Origin of the sequence: Paenibacillus polysaccharolyticus, assembly GCF_023714295.1 — a bacterium.
Taxonomy (GTDB): Bacteria; Bacillota; Bacilli; order Paenibacillales; family Paenibacillaceae; genus Paenibacillus; species Paenibacillus polysaccharolyticus_A.
Genome location: NZ_JAMAUN010000001.1, coordinates 558,825 through 578,054, shown reverse-complemented (window position 1 = coordinate 578,054; position 19,230 = coordinate 558,825). Strand labels below are relative to the sequence as shown.

Below are 19,230 nucleotides of genomic sequence, written 5' to 3'. Positions count from 1 at the left end.
CTTTCAACGGAGTTTCGAATGACCTATTTCACCCAAGCCAGTGCCAAACCGTCATAGTCCGGAAGCATGGTTGTAACCAGACGTGGGTCATTTGCCATCTGCTCGTTGAAACGACGCACAGCAAGCACGGCCGGGCCTTGCTTGTCCGGATTAAGCGTGCGACCGCGCAGGAAACAGTTGTCACCTACAATGACTGCACCCGGACGCGCAAGGCGAATTGCATAATCGAGATAAACCGGATAGTTTTCCTTATCTGCGTCAATAAAGAAGAAATCAAAGGTACGCCCTTCCTGTGCCAGTTGCTCCAGACTGTTTGCCGCAGGCCCGATCCGGTACTCGACTTGACTGCCGAACCCACCTTCCTCCAGATGTCCACGAGCCATAGCCGCGTATTCTTCTTTCAACTCAAGGGAAGTCAAACTCCCCCCTTCGCTCAGCCCACGAGCAAGGCAGATGCCGCTGTAACCGCCGAGCACACCGATTTCGAGCACAGCCTCAGCTTTAGAAGTTTTCGCCAGAAAGGTCAGCAAGCGTCCATACGCCGCAGCCACCGAAACCTCCGGCATGCCATTTGCCCGAATGGCCTCTTTTACTTTTAACAGGAGCTCATCCTCTTGAAATAATTGATTTACATATTCGTCCGGGGTCAAATTCACCACGAAGTTCCTCCTTGCACATTTGGACTACTTTCCATATCAATGCCCCCAGGTGGCTTTCTCTAAAATACCCTGGATAGCTTTTCATATGGATGCCAATGTTTTATAATGAATGTTTGGTATCAACGCAGTGTACTCTACACACAAAAACGAATAATCTGCATTGAAGTATGCGGGTTAGACCGCATTACTCATTTTAAGTTTTTTCACGGAAAGCGGCAAGGCCGCACCGTTACTATATTGGCCGCGAGAGGCTTAAGCCAGCTGCGGCTCGAAATGGAGTTGAATGAATTCATATGGCTCGATTGCAATTGATTGCAACCTCCGCGATGGGACTTGAGGCCGTTGTAGCCCGCGAACTGAAACAGTTAGGGTATGAGGATGCCAAGGTCGATAATGGCCGCGTATTTTTCACAGGAGATTACATTGATATTTGTCGCTGTAACCTGTGGCTGAGAAGTTCGGACCGTGTGCTGGTTAATATGGGCGAATTCCCTGCCACCACATTTGATGAATTGTTTGAAGGCACCAAAGCACTGCCGTGGGAAGAGTGGATTCCCGCAAACGGTGAATTTCCGGTTGAAGGGCGATCTCAGAAATCACAGCTGAGCAGTGTGCCTGCTTCCCAAGGTATTGTCAAAAAGGCGATTGTTGAAAAACTGAAGCTGACGCATCACACTGAATGGTTCCCTGAAAATGGAGCGCGTTATGTGGTCGAAGTCATTTTGTTGAATGACCGCGCTCTGATTACACTGGACACAACAGGTCCAGGACTTCATAAACGCGGATACCGCAAACTGGTTACAGAAGCGCCACTGAAAGAAACACTGGCAGCTGCTCTGATTCAGCTTAGTCGCTGGAATGTTTCCCGCCCGTTCTACGATCCATGCTGCGGTTCTGGCACCATGCTGATTGAAGCAGCCATGATTGGATGGAATATCGCACCGGGACTTCGTCGTACTTTTAACTCCGAGAACTGGGACGTAATTCCTGCTGAACTGTGGGAACAGGCACGTGAGGAGGCATTTGATGCCGTGCGTGATGATGTGCCTCTGCAGATTTCAGGAAGCGACATCGACCCTGAAGCGATTGAGGTTGCGCAAGCGGCGATCAAAAGTGCGGGCTTTGCCAAAGATATCGAAGTCAGCGTGCTGCCAGCACACCGAGCCAGACCTCAAGGAGAATATGGAGTTATCATTACCAACCCACCTTATGGCGAACGTCTGAGTGAAGAAAAAGAAGTGCAGAAGCTACTCCGTTCCCTCGGCCGCTCTTATCTGGATATGCCAACATGGTCGTTTTTTGCCATCACTTCTACTAAAGCATTTGAAGAGTATTTCGGACACAAAGCGGACAAGCGTCGCAAACTGTTCAATGGACGGATCGAAACCCAGTACTATCAATATTTGGGACCATTTCCACCGCGCAACAAAACACCGCAAGCTTAAAGACACTTATGGTTAAGAACCGCTCTGACCTTTACGGTTGGGGCGGTTCTCTTTTGTTTGATCACCGGCCAGCCGACAAAAGCAGACTTCCTGCCTTATAAGAAAGGCTGTATGACAGGCGAGCATGATGATGAGCATAGTTGAAATGCGAAGCGGTCACGCTATAATATATGAAGCCCTGTTTTTACATTCCGTTAACAAAATAAACGACATATTTAATCCATAGCTTCTCGAATCATGAACAACTACATAAAAAAGGGGGAAACATTATGGTTTTCACTCAGCCTATGCGAAGTTCCAGAACGCCCATGCTTCTGCGTCACCCATTGACGCTATATGTTATTTTCACGATACTGATCCTGCTTAAGCTGATGTTCCTGCATCACAATCTGCACGCGTATAACATTACCATGGGACTGCTTGACAAAGTGATTGCGGTTGGATCATTGTTGCTTCTGTCCTTCTGGGTCTGGTGGCTGCCTCGCAGGGGCATGATTGCTGCACTTACGATCCTTCACTTACTTCTTACTGCACTCATCTATGCGGATATGGTCTATTATCGCTACTTCCAGGATTTTCTTACCATTCCTGTGCTCTTACAGGCACGACAGGTAGACGCACTTGGTGATAGCATTGCCACTTTAATCTATGCCCGCGATATATGGTTTTTTGCCGATTTATTCATTGTTATTCCGTGTGCAGCCTTAATGCTGTTCAGTAGACGTTATCGCTCGGGTCAAACGTCAGGGATGTACACAAACAGTTCTAACGGGAGTTACTCCTTCACTTCCTCCATATCTCATAAAAAGCGTCTCCGCCGCCGTCTATTGGCAGGTGCCACAGCGCTCATTCTGGGATTGGGTCTTGGCGCCGGCCCTATATATTATTACAGCAAAACCTGGGCTAAAGGGCTGTTTGATAACAATTGGTGGAATGTATCCATGTACAATGTAACCGGATTGCTCGCTTTTCACGGCTATGATACGTACTCTTATGTCAAAAATAATATAGGTTCCGGCCCCGAAGCCGATCCGGCCGATATTCAGCAAGTTAAAGCTTATTTTGATGATCGACAAAAGTCGAATGCAGGACAGCTCAACCAGCCTTTATACGGAAAATATAAAGATAGCAACGTCATTATCGTGCAAGGTGAAGCTTTTATGAATTTTATGATTGGACAAAGCATTGGCGGGCAGGAAATCACACCCCACTTCAATGAACTGATGAAAGAAAGCCAGTATTACAGCCACTTTTATCACCAGACTGGACAGGGCAGAACGTCAGATGCCGACTTCGGCGCCAACATCTCTCTGCACCCTCTTCCTGTAGGTTCAGCATTTGTGCGATACGCAGATCATATGTACGATTCGTTACCTTCCATTTTAAAGGAGCATGGCTATAGCACCAACGTATTCCACGCCTACGAGAGCGGGTTCTGGAACCGATATACGATGTATCAGAATATGAAATACGACAAGTTCTATAGTAAAAATGATTTCATAGAAGACGACCCGCTTGGCTGGTCTTTGTCCGATGTATCTTTTTTCCGGCAGTCCGTGGAGAAAATGAGTAATGAGGTGAAGGAACCTTTTTATTCATTCCTCATCACGCTTAGCAGCCACCACCCTTACGCCTCTCTGCCTAAAGAGAAGCAGCAACTGGATGTGGGTGAATTCCAGGGCACCATGTTCGGAAACTACCTGCAGTCCGTTCACTATGTAGATGCCGCACTCGGTGGTATGGTGGAGGATCTGAAGAATCGGGGACTATGGGACAAGACTATCTTCATGTTCTACGGTGACCATGACAACTCGATTACCGACAAAGCTCAATATGAGAAGTTTCTAGGCCGTGGGCTAAACGACCTTGATATGGCACAGATCATGAACGAAGTTCCACTGCTGGTACATTTACCTGACGGAGCTGAAGCCGGTACCTTTGATAAACCGTCAGGGCAGCTGGATATTACACCATCGGTGCTACATTTGCTCGGGATATCGGATGAATCCTATTATCACATGGGAAACAATGTGTACAACGACACGGAACGCACGGTAGTGCTACGCAACGGTTCGTTTACAGACGGTAAAGTATTCTATATTCCCTCGGATGATTATCTTTATGCCAACGGAGCCTGTTACGACCAATCCACTCACGAAAAGACGGATATTAACGCCTGCAAGGTTGGTTTTGAAACAGCCTCAAAACGTCTGCATGTGTCTGATACGATCATTACCTACGATCTGATACGTCAATTCCGTGAGGAGAAGGAACGTCCGGCAAACGAAACCGAGAGTTCTTCGGTAAAATAATCAGGTACAGAAAAACGAAATAAATATTAGACATACTCTATTATAAAGGGGCCTCATCTTATGACATCTAACATCCAAGCACACGAAATTGAACAAAAACTCTTTGATGCTGCTACCGATTTTGTTAAAGAGCGGTACCCCCAAGGTTGGGGTGGGGCGGGCGCTGTATATACCGACGCCGGTTCTCTGCTCATCAGCGTAGCTCCAGAGGTCATCAACGATGCGGTGCATCTTTGCATGGAAACAGGCGCTTATCTGGAAGCTCATAAATTAAATGAGCGGGTAACTCACTCTCTCTGTGTAGCGCGCGATGACGAAAATACCGGATTCAAAGTGCTTACACCTTGCGGAATCTGCCAGGAACGCCTTTTTTATTGGGGAGGGGACGTCAAAGCAGCTATATACGATCCGTCCGGACAGCTTATTTTTAAAACATTAAATGAGCTTCAACCAAACCATTGGACAAAAGCTTACTCGAACGATTAAATTCGAATAACTTGCGAAAAATTGAAAGTCACTTTATAATTGTAACTATAATAGTTTCAATTAGGAATATAATGGAGGTTTTAAACCAATGAATATTGAAGTATGGTCTGATTTCATGTGCCCTTTCTGTTATATCGGTAAACGCCGTCTGGAAAACGTACTGGAAAAATTCCCGCATCGGGATGAAGTAAAGTTGCAATTTAAAAGCTTTGAGCTTGATCCTAATGCAGAAGTGAACAGCGGAAAAACGAATGTAGATTATCTGACTTCCAAGTACAATATCAGTGAGGAACAAGCTCGCGGGATGAATGCACAGATGAATGCCAATGCTCGCACAGCAGGGCTCGAATATAATATTGATGCCATGATCCCAACAAACTCCTTCGCCGCTCATCGTCTGACTCACTGGGCAGATACTCAAGGTAAAGCCCTTGATCTGAGTGAGCGTTTGTTCCACGCCATCTTTATTGAAGGTAAACATGTTGGTGATCCTCAAGTGCTCGCTGATCTCGCCCAGGAGGTTGGTTTGGATCGCGAAGCTGCCGTTGCCGTTCTGTCTAGCGACCAATATACCGAGAACGTACGTGCCGACCAGGCAGAAGGCGCACAGCTCGGCATCCGAGGTGTTCCATTCTTCGTTCTCGATCGTAAATTTGCCGTTTCCGGAGCACAGCCCGACGATGTCTTCCTCGATGCTCTCCAAAAAGCATGGGATGAACGTTCCCCGTTCACCATTGTTGAATCGAACGATGCCGCATCAGATCGTAACGGTGTATGCACAGAAGAAGGTTGCGAGGTTCCTCAGAACAAACCTTCTAACTAACATAAAAAGCAGCAGATCATGGAAATACTCATGACCTTGCTGCTTTTTTTATGTTTACTGCAAGCGTCTCCTCTACACACTAACAAACAACCTAATCAGAACAAAACGGAGAAGCGAAGCCCTCCGTTTTGTCACTGCCCTCGCACTCCGAAGCTCCTTTTCCAGTGACTCTCCTGTCCAACGTTGCTGCGGAGGGGGCGAAATCGATTCTGTAGAAGCGGAGCGTTCGCCTTTGTTTTCGAATTTCAACCTTTAAAAAATTTCAATCGAGGAAATTCAAAAACAACAGCGATCAAAAGAACGATTCGTCACCGGAGCTTCCACCAACGTCCCCCCGGAGCTCCCACCAACGTTCATACTTATTTAACCGGAAAATGAGCTTCGTCCTCAATCCCAGAATAGCTGATCCGGATGTGGTCCTGTCCGTTTGTCCGAATCGAGCGCATCAATCTGTCTCAACTCATCTGGTGTCAGTTCAAAATCAAAGATATCTGCGTTCTCGCGAATCCGCTCAGGTGTCACCGATTTGGGAATCGTCACAATCTGATTCTGGATATCCCAGCGTAGAATAATCTGAGCCGGTGTTTTGCCGTACTTCTGAGCCAATCCCTTCAAGGTAGATTCCTGATTTAACTTCCCTTTCATGATGGGACTCCATGCCTCAAGTTGAATGCCTTGGGCCCCGCAGAAGTCCTGCAGTTCCTGCTGAATCAGTCCCGGATGTAGTTCCACCTGATTCACCGCAGGCACCGTACCGCCTTCATCTATAAGATCGCGCAGATGATGTACCTGAAAATTACTCACACCGATTGCACGCACACTTCCTTCGCTATACAGACGTTCAAAAGCTCTCCACGTCTCTTTATATTGATCCCGGCCTGGCCAGTGAATCAAATATAGGTCAATGACATTTAAACCAAGTTTCTTCTGACTCGTTTCAAACGCTCTAAGCGTCGAATCATAACCTTGATCATCATTCCAGAGCTTCGTCGTTACGAATAGTTCATTACGGGCTACACCACTACTCGCAATGGCTTGTCCCACTTCCTCCTCATTGCCATAAACGGACGCGGTATCAATGCTGCGATACCCTACTTCCAGAGCGGTCTCTACCGCCTGTTGTACTTCTTTACCCTTTGCCTTATAAGTCCCGATTCCAAGCCATGGCATTGTCACTCCGTTGTTCAGAATTGTGCAATCTGTAATATGTTTAGTCATCCTGTACCTCCCGTATTGATTTTTGCCTGCTCTCGGTCTATTAACCTTCTGACAGAATTTTAAGCGCTGGAAAAAAACCAAAAAAACCTGCAGACCATCACGGCCTGCAGGTTACGATGTAACAGGAACAGTTTATTTCTTCCCTTGCCTGTGCTGATTCTGGAGCGAGTGTAACCTCTGCTTCTCCTCAATGAACATTTCCTGCGCTAACTCGAAACCCTGTCCACCCAGTGACAACTCTGCTTGCTTCATCGCCTGCTCGGTATGAGCCAGCCGCTGCTCTGCCTGCACAATGGTCTGTGCATTCGGATGGGACATGGCCTGGGAAACAGCATAATGAAGCTTGTTCACCGCATTTTGCGCCTGAGATACCGTTGTACCCGCTTGCAAACTGGAATCATAACGCTTGGGCATGAGTTATTCCTCCTCGGAATCATATTCCTGTCACCCCATTAGCATGGATTGCATAGAGAAGACTTATTCTTTTTTTGAAAATTTGTTCAAACTTTTTGCTTGCAAGATACGTTAAAAAACAAAAGACTTTAAAATTAATAACAACAGGAGGAATGCTGGTTGAGCACAAAAGGGGTTCGTATAGGCCTCCTCACCGTTTCATTGCTATCCGTTCTGTTACTCTTATTTTTTATGTTTTGGACACAGCGCTTCACAAACTCCACGTATGAGATCAAAGGATACGTCTCTTCAGCACTGCATAGGGATATTCCCGTTCCTGCCAATGCTAGACTCATTGAATCCGCAGCATATTCCGATCACCCCACGCAATCTCGAAGCGAAACGTATGAACTGAAACACATCGGCGGTGAACAAGGACTATACCCACCCGAAGCTTATTTTCAAAAGTTGCATGACGCTGGTTGGACGGAACTGAAGGATGAGCGGATGGGCAATGTGCATATTCTTAATAAAGCAGAGGTTCGCATCGCCATCGAAATTCAGGAGAACACCTTCCGAATATTCCTGCTCCATTCGGATCAGGATCGTCATCAAAACTTGGGCTAAAACAAAACGCAAAAAGGAGAGGCTTCTGCCCCTCCTTTTCAGGTAGCTATTCGGTTACTTGATGAACTTGGAAACCTTCGTAAGTACTTCCTCTTCCGTGGGAGCACTGATGTATCGGCCATTGATGAAAACAAAAGCACGCTTCGCACATGGGCCGCAATAAGATTTACAACCGATCTTGATCTCTGTGCCTGGAGCCATCTTCTCCAGCTTAGGCACAATGGATTTCAATCGGATGTGATTACATTTTTCGCATACGCGGATATCGTTAGCCATGATTTCCCCTTCTTCGCTCCCTTAGTGGTCGCCGTGGTTGCCTTTGGATGGATTCGTGATCACAAATCCTTCTTGTGGCAAGTAGAGGTAATCAATTTTTACGCCATCGAGCATAGGTTGTCCATTTTCCAAAATAACGTCAATGCCTTTATCTGTAGATACTACAGTGTCATTATCTCCTGGCGTATCCAGGTCAAGTCCGTAATGCGCATGGTCGCCGTGAGCATGTGTAATCACAACACGCAATAGTTTACCTTCATTCTCCGGCTTGTCCAGTTCAAGCTTCAACACTTTCGCTGCGTTACGAGTGATTTTGCAGTTCATTCAATTCATCTCCTATATTATCATTGCTGGTTTCAACCATTTCAGCATTCATTTTAAACTCCAGCATCTATTGTAAAGAAAGTTACAGCTAATCGCAATAACATTGATGCGAAAATGACATGAAGTCATATTTTCGACACGACCTCAGTGCGACCTCAGAATGTTACCTTTTCCACCAGCACAAAATACTTACGTTCAGCTCGGCTGACAAACCAACTCATCAAAATCAGGGTTCATGAGCTTCGATTTAATTTAAAAAGATAAAAACGAGCGCCGCTTCGGCGCCCGTTCCAGTTATACGTTTGAACAATAATGGATTTTCATGCATGCTGGCCCGAAGCACCCGCTTCACGCTCTCCATGGGATAACAATTCTGCCAGTAGCATGCCCACTTCCACGCAAATGTCATCAAATTGCTCGACAGGTAGCGGATTCACTCCCAGACCCACCTCTACGGTGAAGCCCGGCTTGCCAAACGCTTGAATAAACCAATCTTTATAACCAGCATCACTGCCACCTAGTTTTACCGCTTTATATCCGGACGCTTTGGCAAGCTTGCGCGACAGCGGTGCACTCTCTCTCGGCTCCAGATCCCGATAATTCCAATAGATTTCTTGACCTTGGCTGTGCAAGGATACAACTGCGGAAAATGCATGTTCCTGCGTCCATTGTGCAAGCGCCTGAGCCTCAGGTTCCGTCAGTGGAGCCTTCCCCGCATAATCCCGCGGTCCGGGCGAAGAAATACTCCTGCGCGCAACCTCTTCGTCCCAGTGAGCCGGAAACTGATCATTAAGATCCACACCTCTGATGTTCGCTTTCCAATGTGTAAAGTGTGGTCGTCCTCCATTCCACGCAAGTAATTCAGAAGCATACTTATGACGATTCACTACGCCTTCCTGAACTAGCTCTACTCCGTCCGGGTTCACCATAGGCACCGCCCATAAGGTCGTCTCCTGCATCCAGCGCTGCGGATCATAATTGTGCCACAGCGAATGCGTGGAATACGCCTCAGCGTATTCTTCGATAAACCTCATAAGAACTGGCGTGGTTAACCATTCATTGGCATGAACCGATGCATTCACATGGATATGACGAGGGCCTTGCCCGATCCGCACATAGGGTAGTTTTTTTCCCATCACACTTGTACCGATCTGCCCCGATTCTACACAGAGATAACGCGCTTCCAATCGCTGTATATCTCTGATCAATTCACGATATCCATATTCACCCTCAATGTTCACGATGGTTTTCCCACCAGCCTGAGGAATATTTATACAGCAGCCACCCCAATCCTTCACCATGGAGATTTCGGGATTCCTCTCACGAAGCTGGTTTTCCGATAACCCAAAACGTTCTGCCGTTTCCTGCACCGTTTCTCCTGGTGGAACCGCATATCTGCGCCCGGTTCCAGGCAACACGCGCAGCATCTGACCCGCAAGCAGATAAGGCTGCGCTGCAGCTTCCGGGTTAAGCGCACACAACAATGCTCTAGTCATACGATATGCCGAAGCAATTCGCGGTAACGTGTCACCTGTTTTCACGATAATCCATTGCAGTTCCATGTTGTTCTCCCTTCCACAGGTCTAATTCTCCCTACTGGGGTTCTCGCCTTATCGTATCTGTAATATCGTATGCGAGCACGGTTGTCCGTCATGTGGCATCGTTCGCAGACTTCTATTCTATGTTAGGATGTTATAGCCACCAGAGCAGACCAGAATTGTAGCGTGCTTAAGAAAAAATAAAAGCCCGAACCTTTACAGGTCCGGGCATTGAAGCAAAATTACATAGATGAATTCAGACTAGTCCTATTTTTATTCCATATAATGATGATTACTAATACATCCGACAGCGATTACGACAACTGCGTGACCTGCCAGACGACAGGTGTCTTGGAAATTTGCTCTCCCAGCCATTGTTTCGTAATATTCTGGAACATACGCGGATCACCAGTACAGAAAAACTGATGCACAGGCGTTTCATCTCCGCTTGCCAGCTTACGTTTATCATATAAGATGGTACTGATTTCTCTCGCTGTTTCATCAGCTGAGCTGATGAGCTTTACATCCTGGCCCATGACATCCTGAATGGTATCCATCAGAAACGGATAATGCGTGCAACCAAGAATCAGACAGTCAATAGGCTCTCTTTTAATTTCTCCGAGCGCTTGATCCACCGTATACGTTGTGTGTTCGGAACGAAATTCGCCTTTCTCCACCAACGGCACCAGTGCAGGACAAGCCTGGCTGACCACATCGACATAAGGAGACAGCTGCTTGAGTGCCGACGTATACGCCCCACTTCCGATCGTACCCACAGTCCCGATCACACCGATGCGGCCTGTACGTGTTGCCATAATGGCTGCCCTTGCACCAGGATGGATCACTCCAATGACAGGAACATCCACCTTGGTACGGATATATTCCAGTGCGGCGGCTGTGGCCGTATTACAGGCGATCACGATCACTTTCGGATTAAACTGGATCAAAAAATCAACGATTTGCTCCGTAAATTGTTTCACTTGTTCGGACGAACGGGGTCCGTACGGTGTCCGGGCAGTGTCCCCAAAATAAATGATCTTTTCCCGCGGGAGCTGACGCATCACTTCCTTCGCAACGGTCAATCCCCCTACACCGGAGTCTAATATAGCAATAGCTTGCTGCACGAACACACCGCTTCCTTCTTCATTAAATTCATTCTGATACGCCATATCAAAAAAAGCTTTCTACCTACCCTATGAAATTTCCGGCAAAAAGGTACCTACATCTTACCCGATTTCATCGCCGGGTTCAAATATAAGGTTAAGAGTCCAGTTGTCATGCAGAGCATGAACGCACAACAAAGCAGGCTTCCCACCAAATTGGGGAAAGCCTGCTATACCCACATTACTTAGTTATCGTCTTTGGACTCATCGGCAGTAAGATTGACTGTATTTTCGTTCCCCTGCTCTGTTGGCACCAATTTCAAACCTTGCGTTTGCACGGCATCATCAGCCTGCTCTTGAACCCGAATCTCAGGCTGAGCTTTTTCCGTATCTGCAATTGCAGCAGAAATCCGAATCTCTTTACCATCCGAAGAACAACGCCAGGACTGGATATCCTTAATAACTACATCCGCCGTTTCCTTCACTTTGGATACGATCTGTGAGCTTTGCTCTCCCACTTTTACAGCCAGTTCTTGACCTTTATCCGTAACTTGACGAGCACCCTCGGAAATATCCTGACGCAATTCACGTCCTGATTTTGGTGCAAGCAGCAGTGCAGTGACCGAACCAACGACGGAGCCGATTAAAGCCCCCCACAACAAGCTTTTGTTCGAATCTTTCATGATCCATCTCTCCCTTTCATTGGATTAGACATCGGTTTATGAATCGACGATAGGATCTGTTCATCTGGGCCAATGCCTACTCTGTTAATGCATTATAAGCATGACGGGCTTGACCTGACACTCCGGATTTAAAAAAACGGAACAAATGCCTCTCTGGGTTAAGATGCCCACCGGCATCCTGTTTTACCGAACTGTCTGAGGCGTGGGCACAGCATGCTCTTCCCCAGGGTTCAGATCTACGACATATCGTCCTGGTGCGATTAAAGCAGACTGATGCTCACAGCGCCAGCGTTGTCCACCGGATGAGCCTAAGGTCTGACCATCCTGCAGCACATCTCCCTGATCAAATATGTAATACGCAGCACCGAGCAGTGTCTGAGCCACCGTATCGGGGTCAAGTCCAGTAAAGTGACATTGCACATCAGGCACGCCAAGCGCGGATAAACCTACGGTATCCATAACCAGTTCACGTTGTTGCTCCGTACCTCCCGCTTGATACATCCGCACATTCATTGCCGCATAAAGATGCTCCTCACGTTCCTGAGATTGTATATAAGCTTCGGATTCGACCAGTTTGTCACTGCCGTACCAGTAAAGCGCATCACAATTAAATGTGTCTAACACCGCCAGCACCGTTTTCTGAAACAAGTCCAGACGCTGCTTACGAGGCATGGCAGCAGTAAACATATCATGAATCCGAATGGAATAACGGGCAGAAGCTATAGCTTGTCCTGCTTCAGGCCAGTGCCATGCTTGCTGCAAAGCCCCTGCAAAACGCGTACGGTCCACAATTTCATGTACGGGTAGAAAACAAGTCTGAGCGGGGATGCTACCTTCCTGGAAGGAAACCTTATGTTCCATATGGTAGAACACCATCATCTCCTGCGTTCCCTGTTCCTTCTCTTCCTGCTTTACATCCAGTCTCCCTTGTCCCGTTCGATGGATGAGCGCCTCCTGTAACACATGCCGATTCACATCTGGCTTGTCATTAAACAGGAACTCCACCATATAAACGGGGTGAAAACCTGAAGACATCTCATCGCTTTCGCGTTTCCCTTGATCTGTCCCTTTCGGCTCTTTCTCCATACAACTTCCCTCATTCCTTACTCTTTCAATTGACCTTCATTTCCCTGGAAAGGGCCAAGTTCTTTTTCCACATAAGCGCTTACCTGGCCGGAGAACTGTTCCAGCACATCCGGCAAGGCTGCGCTAAGTGGATTCAACACGTTTCGCTGCCAGCTGTAATAATCTTGCACAAGCGGTTTACGCAACGTAACGAGCTGACGCAAAATCCCGTACGTTGATTCATCAAAAACATTCTCTTCATAATTAATCTGAATTATATCATCGTAACTACTCGCATCTCTCATAATGAAACCATCAATGAGATAACTTCCCACGTCAGTCACAATCTCAATGGCAAGATGCAGGCAGCGTTCCTGCACCATCCCCAACACCAGACCTCCATCCCAGGCCTGCACTACCTGCCTGAGCCCTACGGTAACTTCCGGTATCGCGTCAAGCCGGCGAGCGATCTGCTCCCTGTTCACATAATACATTCATTCACTTCCCGTTCAGTGAGTTATCGATTTCGTTTCCCTCTGCGCTTAAGCCAGAAGATCATGACAGGGCAAGCGATCAGAAACACAACAAAAATATATAGAAATTCCATAACGTCTCTTAAATCGCTCATGAAGATTCCCCTTCAAATCCAGAATAGATGTCTAAAACCTTAGATCACATAGTCAACAGCAATGGATTGTTCTCTGACTTCATTCATATATTTGATAACATCCTGATGTAGCGGGTGAACTTGATACGCTTGAAGATCTTCCAGCGAAGCGAATTCCGCCGTCAATGAAATGTCAAACGATCTGTCCGAACGCAGTACATCGATACCTACCTCAAGCGACATGAGAACATCAATCTTACCTTCGAGATTACGCAGAACTCGGGCAGCAGCCTCAATACTTTCTGCGGAACGATCTTTCATTTTGAACAGGACAATATGCTTAATCATCTGGGTAAACACCTCGTTTGAATTAATAAATAGAACTATGAGCTATGTTTCGTGTATCCAAAATATATCATATCACCGTCTATTACGAAAGGATGCTTTGTATGCGTTTCCCGAACAGTAATAATAAATCTAAAGCTAATCCTTGGTTGATTTCGACTTATCCGATGACACTCCCTCATTCTCAGCCTCCTTATCCTCACCCTGAACAGTTTGAACATCTTTTTTGGTTTGAACCTCTTCATTTACTGAGGTAGGGCTAGTAGAAGTTGGCTGAGGCATGTTCCATTCCCGGTCAGGCAAACTACTTTGTTCCTCCTGTTTCTTAAGTACCGCGATAGCCTGTCTCAGCTTGGTAGGTAATGGCAGCCCAATTTTGGCATAGTTCTCTGTTATCGAAATTAGCTCATTTACCAAGTAAAAATAAATAGCTCCTCCCTTGATAATATCGGTTCCCATAATCAGATCAATACGGTGAGCAAGCAGAACAACGGTCAGCATTAGCCCTTTACGCGCAAGTCCCCAGAAGCCAATGTTACTGTTCAGTCCCGTTCCCGTTCTCACAGCCGCCGCCAGACCCGTAACATAATCAATAGCCATAGCGATCGCAAGCAGACTAAGCAGCTGATCCCACCCGCCAAAAGCGAACGTCACCACCGCTCCCGAAATAGCAGTAACCGAACTCACCGCTGGGCTCACGTTCCTCACCTCTCCCTTGTTCTTTCTTGGTTTGAGTACTCTACAATATATGTGAGAATGAGAGATTGTGACCGTTCATCTGTCTTGTCGAACATGCGGATTTATCATTTCAGATTTGTGCACTTTTTTGGTTTGAACACCAAAAACAGATTTACAAATGTAGTAGGAGTTCAGGGGAAAAACAGCATGAAATCAACAAAAATAACACAAAAGTTCCAAAGACCTATTAGTGGGTAAATAGAACTATTTAATTTGTAATCTCGTACAATTCATTCCATCTTTTTTAGTGAATCATTGTAATCTAGGAATATACTAGGATGTGTTTCGCAAGAGGTCTAGTTCGTAGTTCCCTCTTTCATGTAGAATGACGCACAAGCGGTTTTCAAACCAGTAATTGCGGCACTTGAAAGTACCCCTTTATTTATTGTAGTATTTGGTTAAAAAAATCGGAGGAAATATGCCTAATCAACCAGAACAACATTCCATCCAGGCGTGGTCTCTGATCAACCGTAAATATTTGGGAAAAGGTGTCCGTGTTAAACGGTTCCGCAAACCGACACGCTGTCAAATCCGCAATCGTGTTCTTCTTGCCGTGCTGATGGCCAACGATATTAAATTGTCTCAGCTCGCTGAAGACCTCTCGATCTCCTCACGCAGTGTAAGCGCGTGGGTGTATGAAGGGCGAATACCCGGCAGTACCAATCTGGACAAAACTTGTCAGTTGCTTGGCTACCCGCGACATATTCTTTTTAATGAAGAGGTCGTGCGCAACAGTCCTGTCATCTGTCAACCCGAGCCTTCCCGCTTTATGAAGCGGACGGTAACCCGCTCTCCAGTGAGTAACCGTATTTTGACAGGCCTGTGTATGGTCCATGATTTGTCGGTGACAGATGTCAGCCACTGGATCGGGGTTCATCCCGGCACTTTCCGCAAATGGCTGCATCAGGGAACGCTGCCTTCTGCCGCGTTTCAGGAACAAGCGGAACAATTTTTCCGCATCCCGAAAACTATTCTGTTCGCAGATGTCATTCTTAAGGATCGTCGTAATCAATAAAACAGCGAACAGCCAAAAGGCTCTGCGCCCTCTCCTGGGGGCCAGAGCCTATTTTAGTTGGATACGCCAAAACGATGAACGATGCATAATTTACCTGAAAAGACCACAAAATGAAACTGTGTAGCGAGCGGATTATTGCATTACAAAAATGGACCACTCCATACTCTATTTTAGAAGCAGGTGAATACAATGAAGTCATTCAAACATCTGGGGGTCGCCTTGGGTTTTCTCGCTGGAACCACCTTTGGTAGTGGAATTGCGTTTTTGTTTCGTTTCTCGCCCGTTCAATTAATGCTCAGTGTTGCTCTATTCGGTTTAGCCGGCATCCTCTCAGGTCTGCTGACCAGTAAAATTTGGTATAATCGGATTCAGGAGCATTAAGGAAAAAGCAAACGAAAAAAGGTTTGTACATTTCCCAATCGGGAAACATACAAACCTTTTTGTTATGCGGTCGAGAGGACTCGAACCTCCACGGGGGGTTAGCCCACACGGACCTGAACCGTGCGCGTCTGCCAATTCCGCCACGACCGCATATTATGTATCTCTTCATCATCGATGAAAAGTATATCCGGTGAAACAATTCCTTGTTTTACCGTAATTCAGAGTATACATGTTACATTTTTATATTGCAACAACTTTTTTAATCCCTTAGAGGGACATATGTCCTTTTCTCACTAATTCAAACCACATATGTTTATCAATAGTAATCTTATAATGACATAAAGCACATATACCAATGAAGGGGACTTTCATTTGCTGAATTCAAAACTATGTTTTATCGGAGCCGGATTCCATGCCTCCACGAATATTTACCCCGCAGCGATCGAAGCGGGTGCAACCATTCAGGCGGTGGCTACAAGGAATCTTGAACGATCTAGGGCGGCCCTGCTTCGCTTTGGCAGTTCAGGTCAAGCCTATGATCATGCCGGCCAGATGCTGAAGCAGGAAACCTGTGACGGAGTCGTCGTCGTTGCTCAGCCAGTGGATCAAACCAAACTTGTGCTGGAATGCATTGAAGCAGGTAAACATGTCTATGTGGACAAACCACTTGGCTGGACTGCAGAAGAAGCCGCTAAGGTGGCCCAAGCAGCAGATCAGGGTGCTGTTGTGGTCATGGTCGGTTTTATGAAACGATATGCTCCGATCTATCAAAAACTCAAGACACTCATTGATGAGAGAACACTCGGTAAAGTGCGCTCGTTCCAGATGAAATTTGCTGTAGATAGCACGCCTTTTTGTGAAAATGAAGAACAGTTTATGAAACTTGCTGCCATACATATGGTGGATCTCATGCGTTATTTGTTTGGCGAAGCTACGCAAGTAACAGGAACGACTGTAAGAGATGGAAAACATATGAACCAGAGTATTTCCTTGATTTTTGATGAAGGTGTCACGGGCAGTGCCTATTTTACAGGGATGAGTGCATGGTCACGTGAAAGCGAAAGTGTGCTGGTTACTTTTGAGCATGGATTCGCTCTAGCCGATGAGATCACCAAACTTACAATACATGAATCTCATAAAGGGGATCTTCTTCCATGGAAGTCTCTTGAAGAACACGATTCGTTATATACTCCTTCCGGCACCCCAATGTCTGGAGCTTATAGGGATCTCTATCTGCGTGGCTTTGTAGGTGAAATGAGACACTTTATGTCCTGTTGCCAGACGGGGGCCGTTCCACTCTCAAGCGCTCGCGATAATGTTAGCACAATGGCTTTATGTGACCGAATCCTGTCATCTTTCATATAGAAACAAACAGAAACAGACCCTGTTCATAAGGGTCTGTTCGTATTCTTCCGTTTCTCTGTTCTTCTGTGCTACTATTTTGCTTTTTCCACCGTCTGAATGATGACGGTTCGATTGCGTCCCTCTTCTTTGGCCAGATAGAGCGCATTATCTGCCAGATGAAACAATTCCGTTTCCGAGCGGGAATGCATTGGGAACTCAGCAATGCCTGCAGATATCGTAACGGTTCGATCAACAGCCAATATACTTTCTTCAACTGAAATGCGAATGCGCTCGGCTATCTCATACGCCTTCTTGGAATCGTGATCCCTTAACAGTACAACAAACTCTTCACCGCCAAACCGAAAACAAACATCCTCAGGCCTTACAGACATCTGAATCAACTTCGCGATCTGTTTCAGAACCTCATCTCCGGTCGAATGACCATAGGTATCATTAATTAACTTGAAGCGGTCTATATCGAGAACAATGATCGCAAATGGATTCTCATCATGAGTCCATGCCTGAATCACTTCCTCAAAGGTTCGGCGATTATTCAAACCAGTTAATACGTCCGTTCTAGCATCATACACCAACTGATCCGTCTTGTTTCTGAAACTTGTCATAGCCCCGAGCACCGCTCGAGTAAGCAGATCAGCTTCCCTGTTCCAATGCGGCTTCACGACAGGTAACTCCACCTGCCCTTTGTCCACTTGCTGCACAAGATCAGCCAAGAATACAAACGGATGCACCAGCTTCCGGGCAACTCTTAACACAATTAGAGTCAACAATATAAAGGGTACCGCTATGTATAGCAGCAACAGTCCGATCTGACGGTTTAACTGATCATATACGATTTGGGTTGGAGATACGACAACCACTCCCCAGTTGGTTGCTGGAACTTTGTAATATCCGGCAAGCGTATTAACCCCATCCAAATTCGTATACTGCTCTTGTCCCGTCTGATTTTTGATCAGTTTCTGCACCACTGTATTGGCTCTAATATCTCTGCCAATTCGGCTGACGTTGGGATGAAAAAGCAGCGTTCCCTTATGGTCAACTATAAAAAAGTATGTTCCGTTGTCGGTTTTAAGTTGACTCCCAAACGACAAATCGAGTATATTATTTTCCTGCAAATAGATACTCCCACTAATCATGCCTTTGTATTTTCCCATTGGATCAACAATTGGTTCACTGAGAAAAACAATTCTACGATTCGTTCGCGGTGTCACGTAAGCATCTGATATGTATGAGGCTTTGGATTTGATAGCCGCTTTGGCCGCCTCGGAGCTCACATGTGTACCAATACTGGCCTGAGAATACGGTGACCTTGACAACACAAGCCCCATCGGGTCTGCCAGGACTACAGCGTTAAAATAATCACTGCTATTATGGATGAGATCCAGCGTAGTGTTCAGTTTCTCCTTATCATCGAAATCGACATTTTTAAAATGTGCGGCTCCATACTTCAAGCTTTTTTTCATGGATTCAAATAAGGAGTTTAACGTTTGACTCATCTGTACAGCACTCGCATAGTTAACCGAAAGAGTATTGTTAATAAGAGACTGTTTCTGCGTGGTATACGAGGTAATCACCATAATGGTTAGCGTCATCAATACGGAGATTGTAACGAATCCACCAAGTAATGCGGTCAGACTGACTTTTTTGAACTTCTTTACTTTTCTGCGCAATCTGGATTTTTTTTTATTTGCAATCATTTTGCTTCCCCCGGATTTTCATAAAAAAGCATACCTATATCATCATATAATAAAGTTGTTAAGAAACAATGAAGAAATGACGTATATTTAACTTTGAATTTATAGGATTGACGAATTTATGACAAAATAATGC

20 protein-coding genes, 1 tRNA gene and 1 pseudogene are annotated in these 19,230 nt (G+C 46.0%); 8 read left to right on the top strand and 14 right to left on the bottom strand.

The genetic code is table 11. The features are described from left to right. Nucleotides 1–23 precede the first annotated feature (23 nt). Entirely contained in the window at nucleotides 24–656 is a 633-nt protein-coding gene (locus M3629_RS02705) for an O-methyltransferase (RefSeq protein WP_251504482.1), read from the bottom strand. A 296-nt stretch (nucleotides 657–952) separates the two neighbouring features. Here M3629_RS02705 and M3629_RS02700 point away from each other — a divergent pair, with 296 nt between their 5' ends. The 4 genes from M3629_RS02700 to M3629_RS02685 all read left to right on the top strand — a co-directional run bounded on the left by M3629_RS02700 (nucleotide 953) and on the right by M3629_RS02685 (nucleotide 5,725). Beyond that, nucleotides 953–2,104, top strand: a complete 1,152-nt coding sequence (locus M3629_RS02700) for a THUMP domain-containing class I SAM-dependent RNA methyltransferase (RefSeq protein ID WP_251502786.1) — start codon at nucleotides 953–955, stop codon at nucleotides 2,102–2,104. A gap of 269 nt (nucleotides 2,105–2,373) precedes the next feature. Next, on the top strand, nucleotides 2,374–4,416 hold the full coding sequence (locus M3629_RS02695; protein WP_251502785.1) for an LTA synthase family protein: 2,043 nt from the start codon (nucleotides 2,374–2,376) through the stop codon (nucleotides 4,414–4,416). Between the two features lie 60 nt (nucleotides 4,417–4,476). Next, complete coding sequence (locus M3629_RS02690; RefSeq protein WP_251502784.1) at nucleotides 4,477–4,902, top strand: cytidine deaminase; 426 nt, start codon at nucleotides 4,477–4,479, stop codon at nucleotides 4,900–4,902. Nucleotides 4,903–4,990: 88 nt separating this feature from the next. After that, nucleotides 4,991–5,725 carry a DsbA family oxidoreductase gene (locus M3629_RS02685; protein WP_154958102.1) on the top strand — a complete coding sequence of 245 codons (735 nt, stop codon included), beginning with the start codon at nucleotides 4,991–4,993 and terminating at the stop codon, nucleotides 5,723–5,725. Between the two features lie 387 nt (nucleotides 5,726–6,112). Here the strand turns inward: M3629_RS02685 and M3629_RS02680 are convergent, their stop codons facing one another. Both M3629_RS02680 and M3629_RS02675 read right to left on the bottom strand, forming a co-directional pair. Beyond that, a complete protein-coding gene (locus tag M3629_RS02680; RefSeq protein ID WP_090920473.1) occupies nucleotides 6,113–6,943 on the bottom strand; it encodes an aldo/keto reductase in 831 nt (276 codons plus the stop codon). Nucleotides 6,944–7,075: 132 nt separating this feature from the next. Next, on the bottom strand, nucleotides 7,076–7,357 hold the full coding sequence (locus tag M3629_RS02675; protein ID WP_221786508.1) for a hypothetical protein: 282 nt from the start codon (nucleotides 7,355–7,357) through the stop codon (nucleotides 7,076–7,078). Nucleotides 7,358–7,516: 159 nt separating this feature from the next. Here M3629_RS02675 and M3629_RS02670 point away from each other — a divergent pair, with 159 nt between their 5' ends. Next, nucleotides 7,517–7,963 carry a hypothetical protein gene (locus M3629_RS02670; RefSeq protein ID WP_251502783.1) on the top strand — a complete coding sequence of 149 codons (447 nt, stop codon included), beginning with the start codon at nucleotides 7,517–7,519 and terminating at the stop codon, nucleotides 7,961–7,963. Nucleotides 7,964–8,017: 54 nt separating this feature from the next. On the opposite strand, the gene M3629_RS02665 is transcribed toward M3629_RS02670, so the two are convergent. From M3629_RS02665 to M3629_RS02625, 9 genes and pseudogenes are all read right to left on the bottom strand, one after another. After that, nucleotides 8,018–8,239, bottom strand: a complete 222-nt coding sequence (locus M3629_RS02665) for a DUF1450 domain-containing protein (RefSeq protein WP_090920463.1) — start codon at nucleotides 8,237–8,239, stop codon at nucleotides 8,018–8,020. 21 nt (nucleotides 8,240–8,260) lie between these two features. After that, entirely contained in the window at nucleotides 8,261–8,563 is a 303-nt protein-coding gene (locus M3629_RS02660) for a heme biosynthesis protein HemY (protein ID WP_090920458.1), read from the bottom strand. 320 nt (nucleotides 8,564–8,883) lie between these two features. Then, a complete protein-coding gene (locus M3629_RS02655) occupies nucleotides 8,884–10,125 on the bottom strand; it encodes a M14 family metallopeptidase (RefSeq protein WP_435368166.1) in 1,242 nt (413 codons plus the stop codon). 290 nt (nucleotides 10,126–10,415) lie between these two features. Further along, the gene (gene racE / locus M3629_RS02650) at nucleotides 10,416–11,225 is read right to left on the bottom strand and encodes a glutamate racemase (protein WP_090920530.1); all 810 of its coding nucleotides are present in this window, start codon (nucleotides 11,223–11,225) and stop codon (nucleotides 10,416–10,418) included. A 224-nt stretch (nucleotides 11,226–11,449) separates the two neighbouring features. Further along, nucleotides 11,450–11,887 carry a YtxH domain-containing protein gene (locus tag M3629_RS02645; protein WP_251502782.1) on the bottom strand — a complete coding sequence of 146 codons (438 nt, stop codon included), beginning with the start codon at nucleotides 11,885–11,887 and terminating at the stop codon, nucleotides 11,450–11,452. Nucleotides 11,888–12,070: 183 nt separating this feature from the next. Beyond that, nucleotides 12,071–12,973, bottom strand: coding sequence for a DUF4261 domain-containing protein (locus tag M3629_RS02640; RefSeq protein WP_251502781.1), 903 nt, complete (start codon nucleotides 12,971–12,973; stop codon nucleotides 12,071–12,073). A gap of 17 nt (nucleotides 12,974–12,990) precedes the next feature. Beyond that, nucleotides 12,991–13,446, bottom strand: a complete 456-nt coding sequence (locus M3629_RS02635; protein WP_251502780.1) for a DUF86 domain-containing protein — start codon at nucleotides 13,444–13,446, stop codon at nucleotides 12,991–12,993. A 173-nt stretch (nucleotides 13,447–13,619) separates the two neighbouring features. Further along, nucleotides 13,620–13,907 (bottom strand): Dabb family protein, encoded by a 288-nt coding sequence (locus tag M3629_RS02630; RefSeq protein ID WP_251502779.1) that lies wholly within the window; start codon nucleotides 13,905–13,907, stop codon nucleotides 13,620–13,622. Nucleotides 13,908–14,219: 312 nt separating this feature from the next. Continuing rightward, nucleotides 14,220–14,612 (bottom strand): annotated as a pseudogene (locus tag M3629_RS02625) (phage holin family protein); the annotation flags it as partial. A gap of 448 nt (nucleotides 14,613–15,060) precedes the next feature. Between M3629_RS02625 and M3629_RS02620 the strand changes: the two are divergent. Together M3629_RS02620 and M3629_RS02615 are read left to right on the top strand one after the other, a co-directional pair. Further along, nucleotides 15,061–15,657, top strand: a complete 597-nt coding sequence (locus M3629_RS02620) for a helix-turn-helix domain-containing protein (RefSeq protein WP_090920440.1) — start codon at nucleotides 15,061–15,063, stop codon at nucleotides 15,655–15,657. Between the two features lie 189 nt (nucleotides 15,658–15,846). Continuing rightward, complete coding sequence (locus M3629_RS02615) at nucleotides 15,847–16,038, top strand: hypothetical protein (RefSeq protein WP_145329281.1); 192 nt, start codon at nucleotides 15,847–15,849, stop codon at nucleotides 16,036–16,038. A gap of 65 nt (nucleotides 16,039–16,103) precedes the next feature. Here the strand turns inward: M3629_RS02615 and M3629_RS02610 are convergent. Then, nucleotides 16,104–16,188 (bottom strand) — tRNA-Leu (locus M3629_RS02610). A gap of 222 nt (nucleotides 16,189–16,410) precedes the next feature. Between M3629_RS02610 and M3629_RS02605 the strand changes: the two genes are divergently transcribed. Further along, entirely contained in the window at nucleotides 16,411–17,403 is a 993-nt protein-coding gene (locus M3629_RS02605) for a Gfo/Idh/MocA family protein (protein ID WP_251502778.1), read from the top strand. A 71-nt stretch (nucleotides 17,404–17,474) separates the two neighbouring features. On the opposite strand, the gene M3629_RS02600 is transcribed toward M3629_RS02605, so the two are convergent. Continuing rightward, entirely contained in the window at nucleotides 17,475–19,097 is a 1,623-nt protein-coding gene (locus M3629_RS02600; RefSeq protein ID WP_251502777.1) for a sensor domain-containing diguanylate cyclase, read from the bottom strand. Nucleotides 19,098–19,230 lie beyond the last annotated feature (133 nt).

Excerpts from the sequence above, each read along its gene's own strand:
- M3629_RS02695 (WP_251502785.1), top strand. The coding sequence starts at position 2,374 with ATGGTTTTCACTCAGCCTATGCGAAGTTCCAGAACGCCCATGCTTCTG.
- M3629_RS02675 (WP_221786508.1), bottom strand. The coding sequence starts at position 7,357 with ATGCCCAAGCGTTATGATTCCAGTTTGCAAGCGGGTACAACGGTATCT.
- M3629_RS02660 (WP_090920458.1), bottom strand. The coding sequence starts at position 8,563 with ATGAACTGCAAAATCACTCGTAACGCAGCGAAAGTGTTGAAGCTTGAA.
- M3629_RS02700 (WP_251502786.1), top strand. The coding sequence starts at position 953 with ATGGCTCGATTGCAATTGATTGCAACCTCCGCGATGGGACTTGAGGCC.
- M3629_RS02690 (WP_251502784.1), top strand. The coding sequence starts at position 4,477 with ATGACATCTAACATCCAAGCACACGAAATTGAACAAAAACTCTTTGAT.
- M3629_RS02655 (WP_435368166.1), bottom strand. The coding sequence starts at position 10,125 with ATGGAACTGCAATGGATTATCGTGAAAACAGGTGACACGTTACCGCGA.
- M3629_RS02685 (WP_154958102.1), top strand. The coding sequence starts at position 4,991 with ATGAATATTGAAGTATGGTCTGATTTCATGTGCCCTTTCTGTTATATC.
- M3629_RS02645 (WP_251502782.1), bottom strand. The coding sequence starts at position 11,887 with ATGAAAGATTCGAACAAAAGCTTGTTGTGGGGGGCTTTAATCGGCTCC.
- M3629_RS02640 (WP_251502781.1), bottom strand. The coding sequence starts at position 12,973 with ATGGAGAAAGAGCCGAAAGGGACAGATCAAGGGAAACGCGAAAGCGAT.
- M3629_RS02600 (WP_251502777.1), bottom strand. The coding sequence starts at position 19,097 with ATGATTGCAAATAAAAAAAAATCCAGATTGCGCAGAAAAGTAAAGAAG.
- M3629_RS02635 (WP_251502780.1), bottom strand. The coding sequence starts at position 13,446 with ATGTATTATGTGAACAGGGAGCAGATCGCTCGCCGGCTTGACGCGATA.
- M3629_RS02615 (WP_145329281.1), top strand. The coding sequence starts at position 15,847 with ATGAAGTCATTCAAACATCTGGGGGTCGCCTTGGGTTTTCTCGCTGGA.
- M3629_RS02680 (WP_090920473.1), bottom strand. The coding sequence starts at position 6,943 with ATGACTAAACATATTACAGATTGCACAATTCTGAACAACGGAGTGACA.
- M3629_RS02620 (WP_090920440.1), top strand. The coding sequence starts at position 15,061 with ATGCCTAATCAACCAGAACAACATTCCATCCAGGCGTGGTCTCTGATC.
- M3629_RS02665 (WP_090920463.1), bottom strand. The coding sequence starts at position 8,239 with ATGGCTAACGATATCCGCGTATGCGAAAAATGTAATCACATCCGATTG.
- M3629_RS02630 (WP_251502779.1), bottom strand. The coding sequence starts at position 13,907 with ATGATTAAGCATATTGTCCTGTTCAAAATGAAAGATCGTTCCGCAGAA.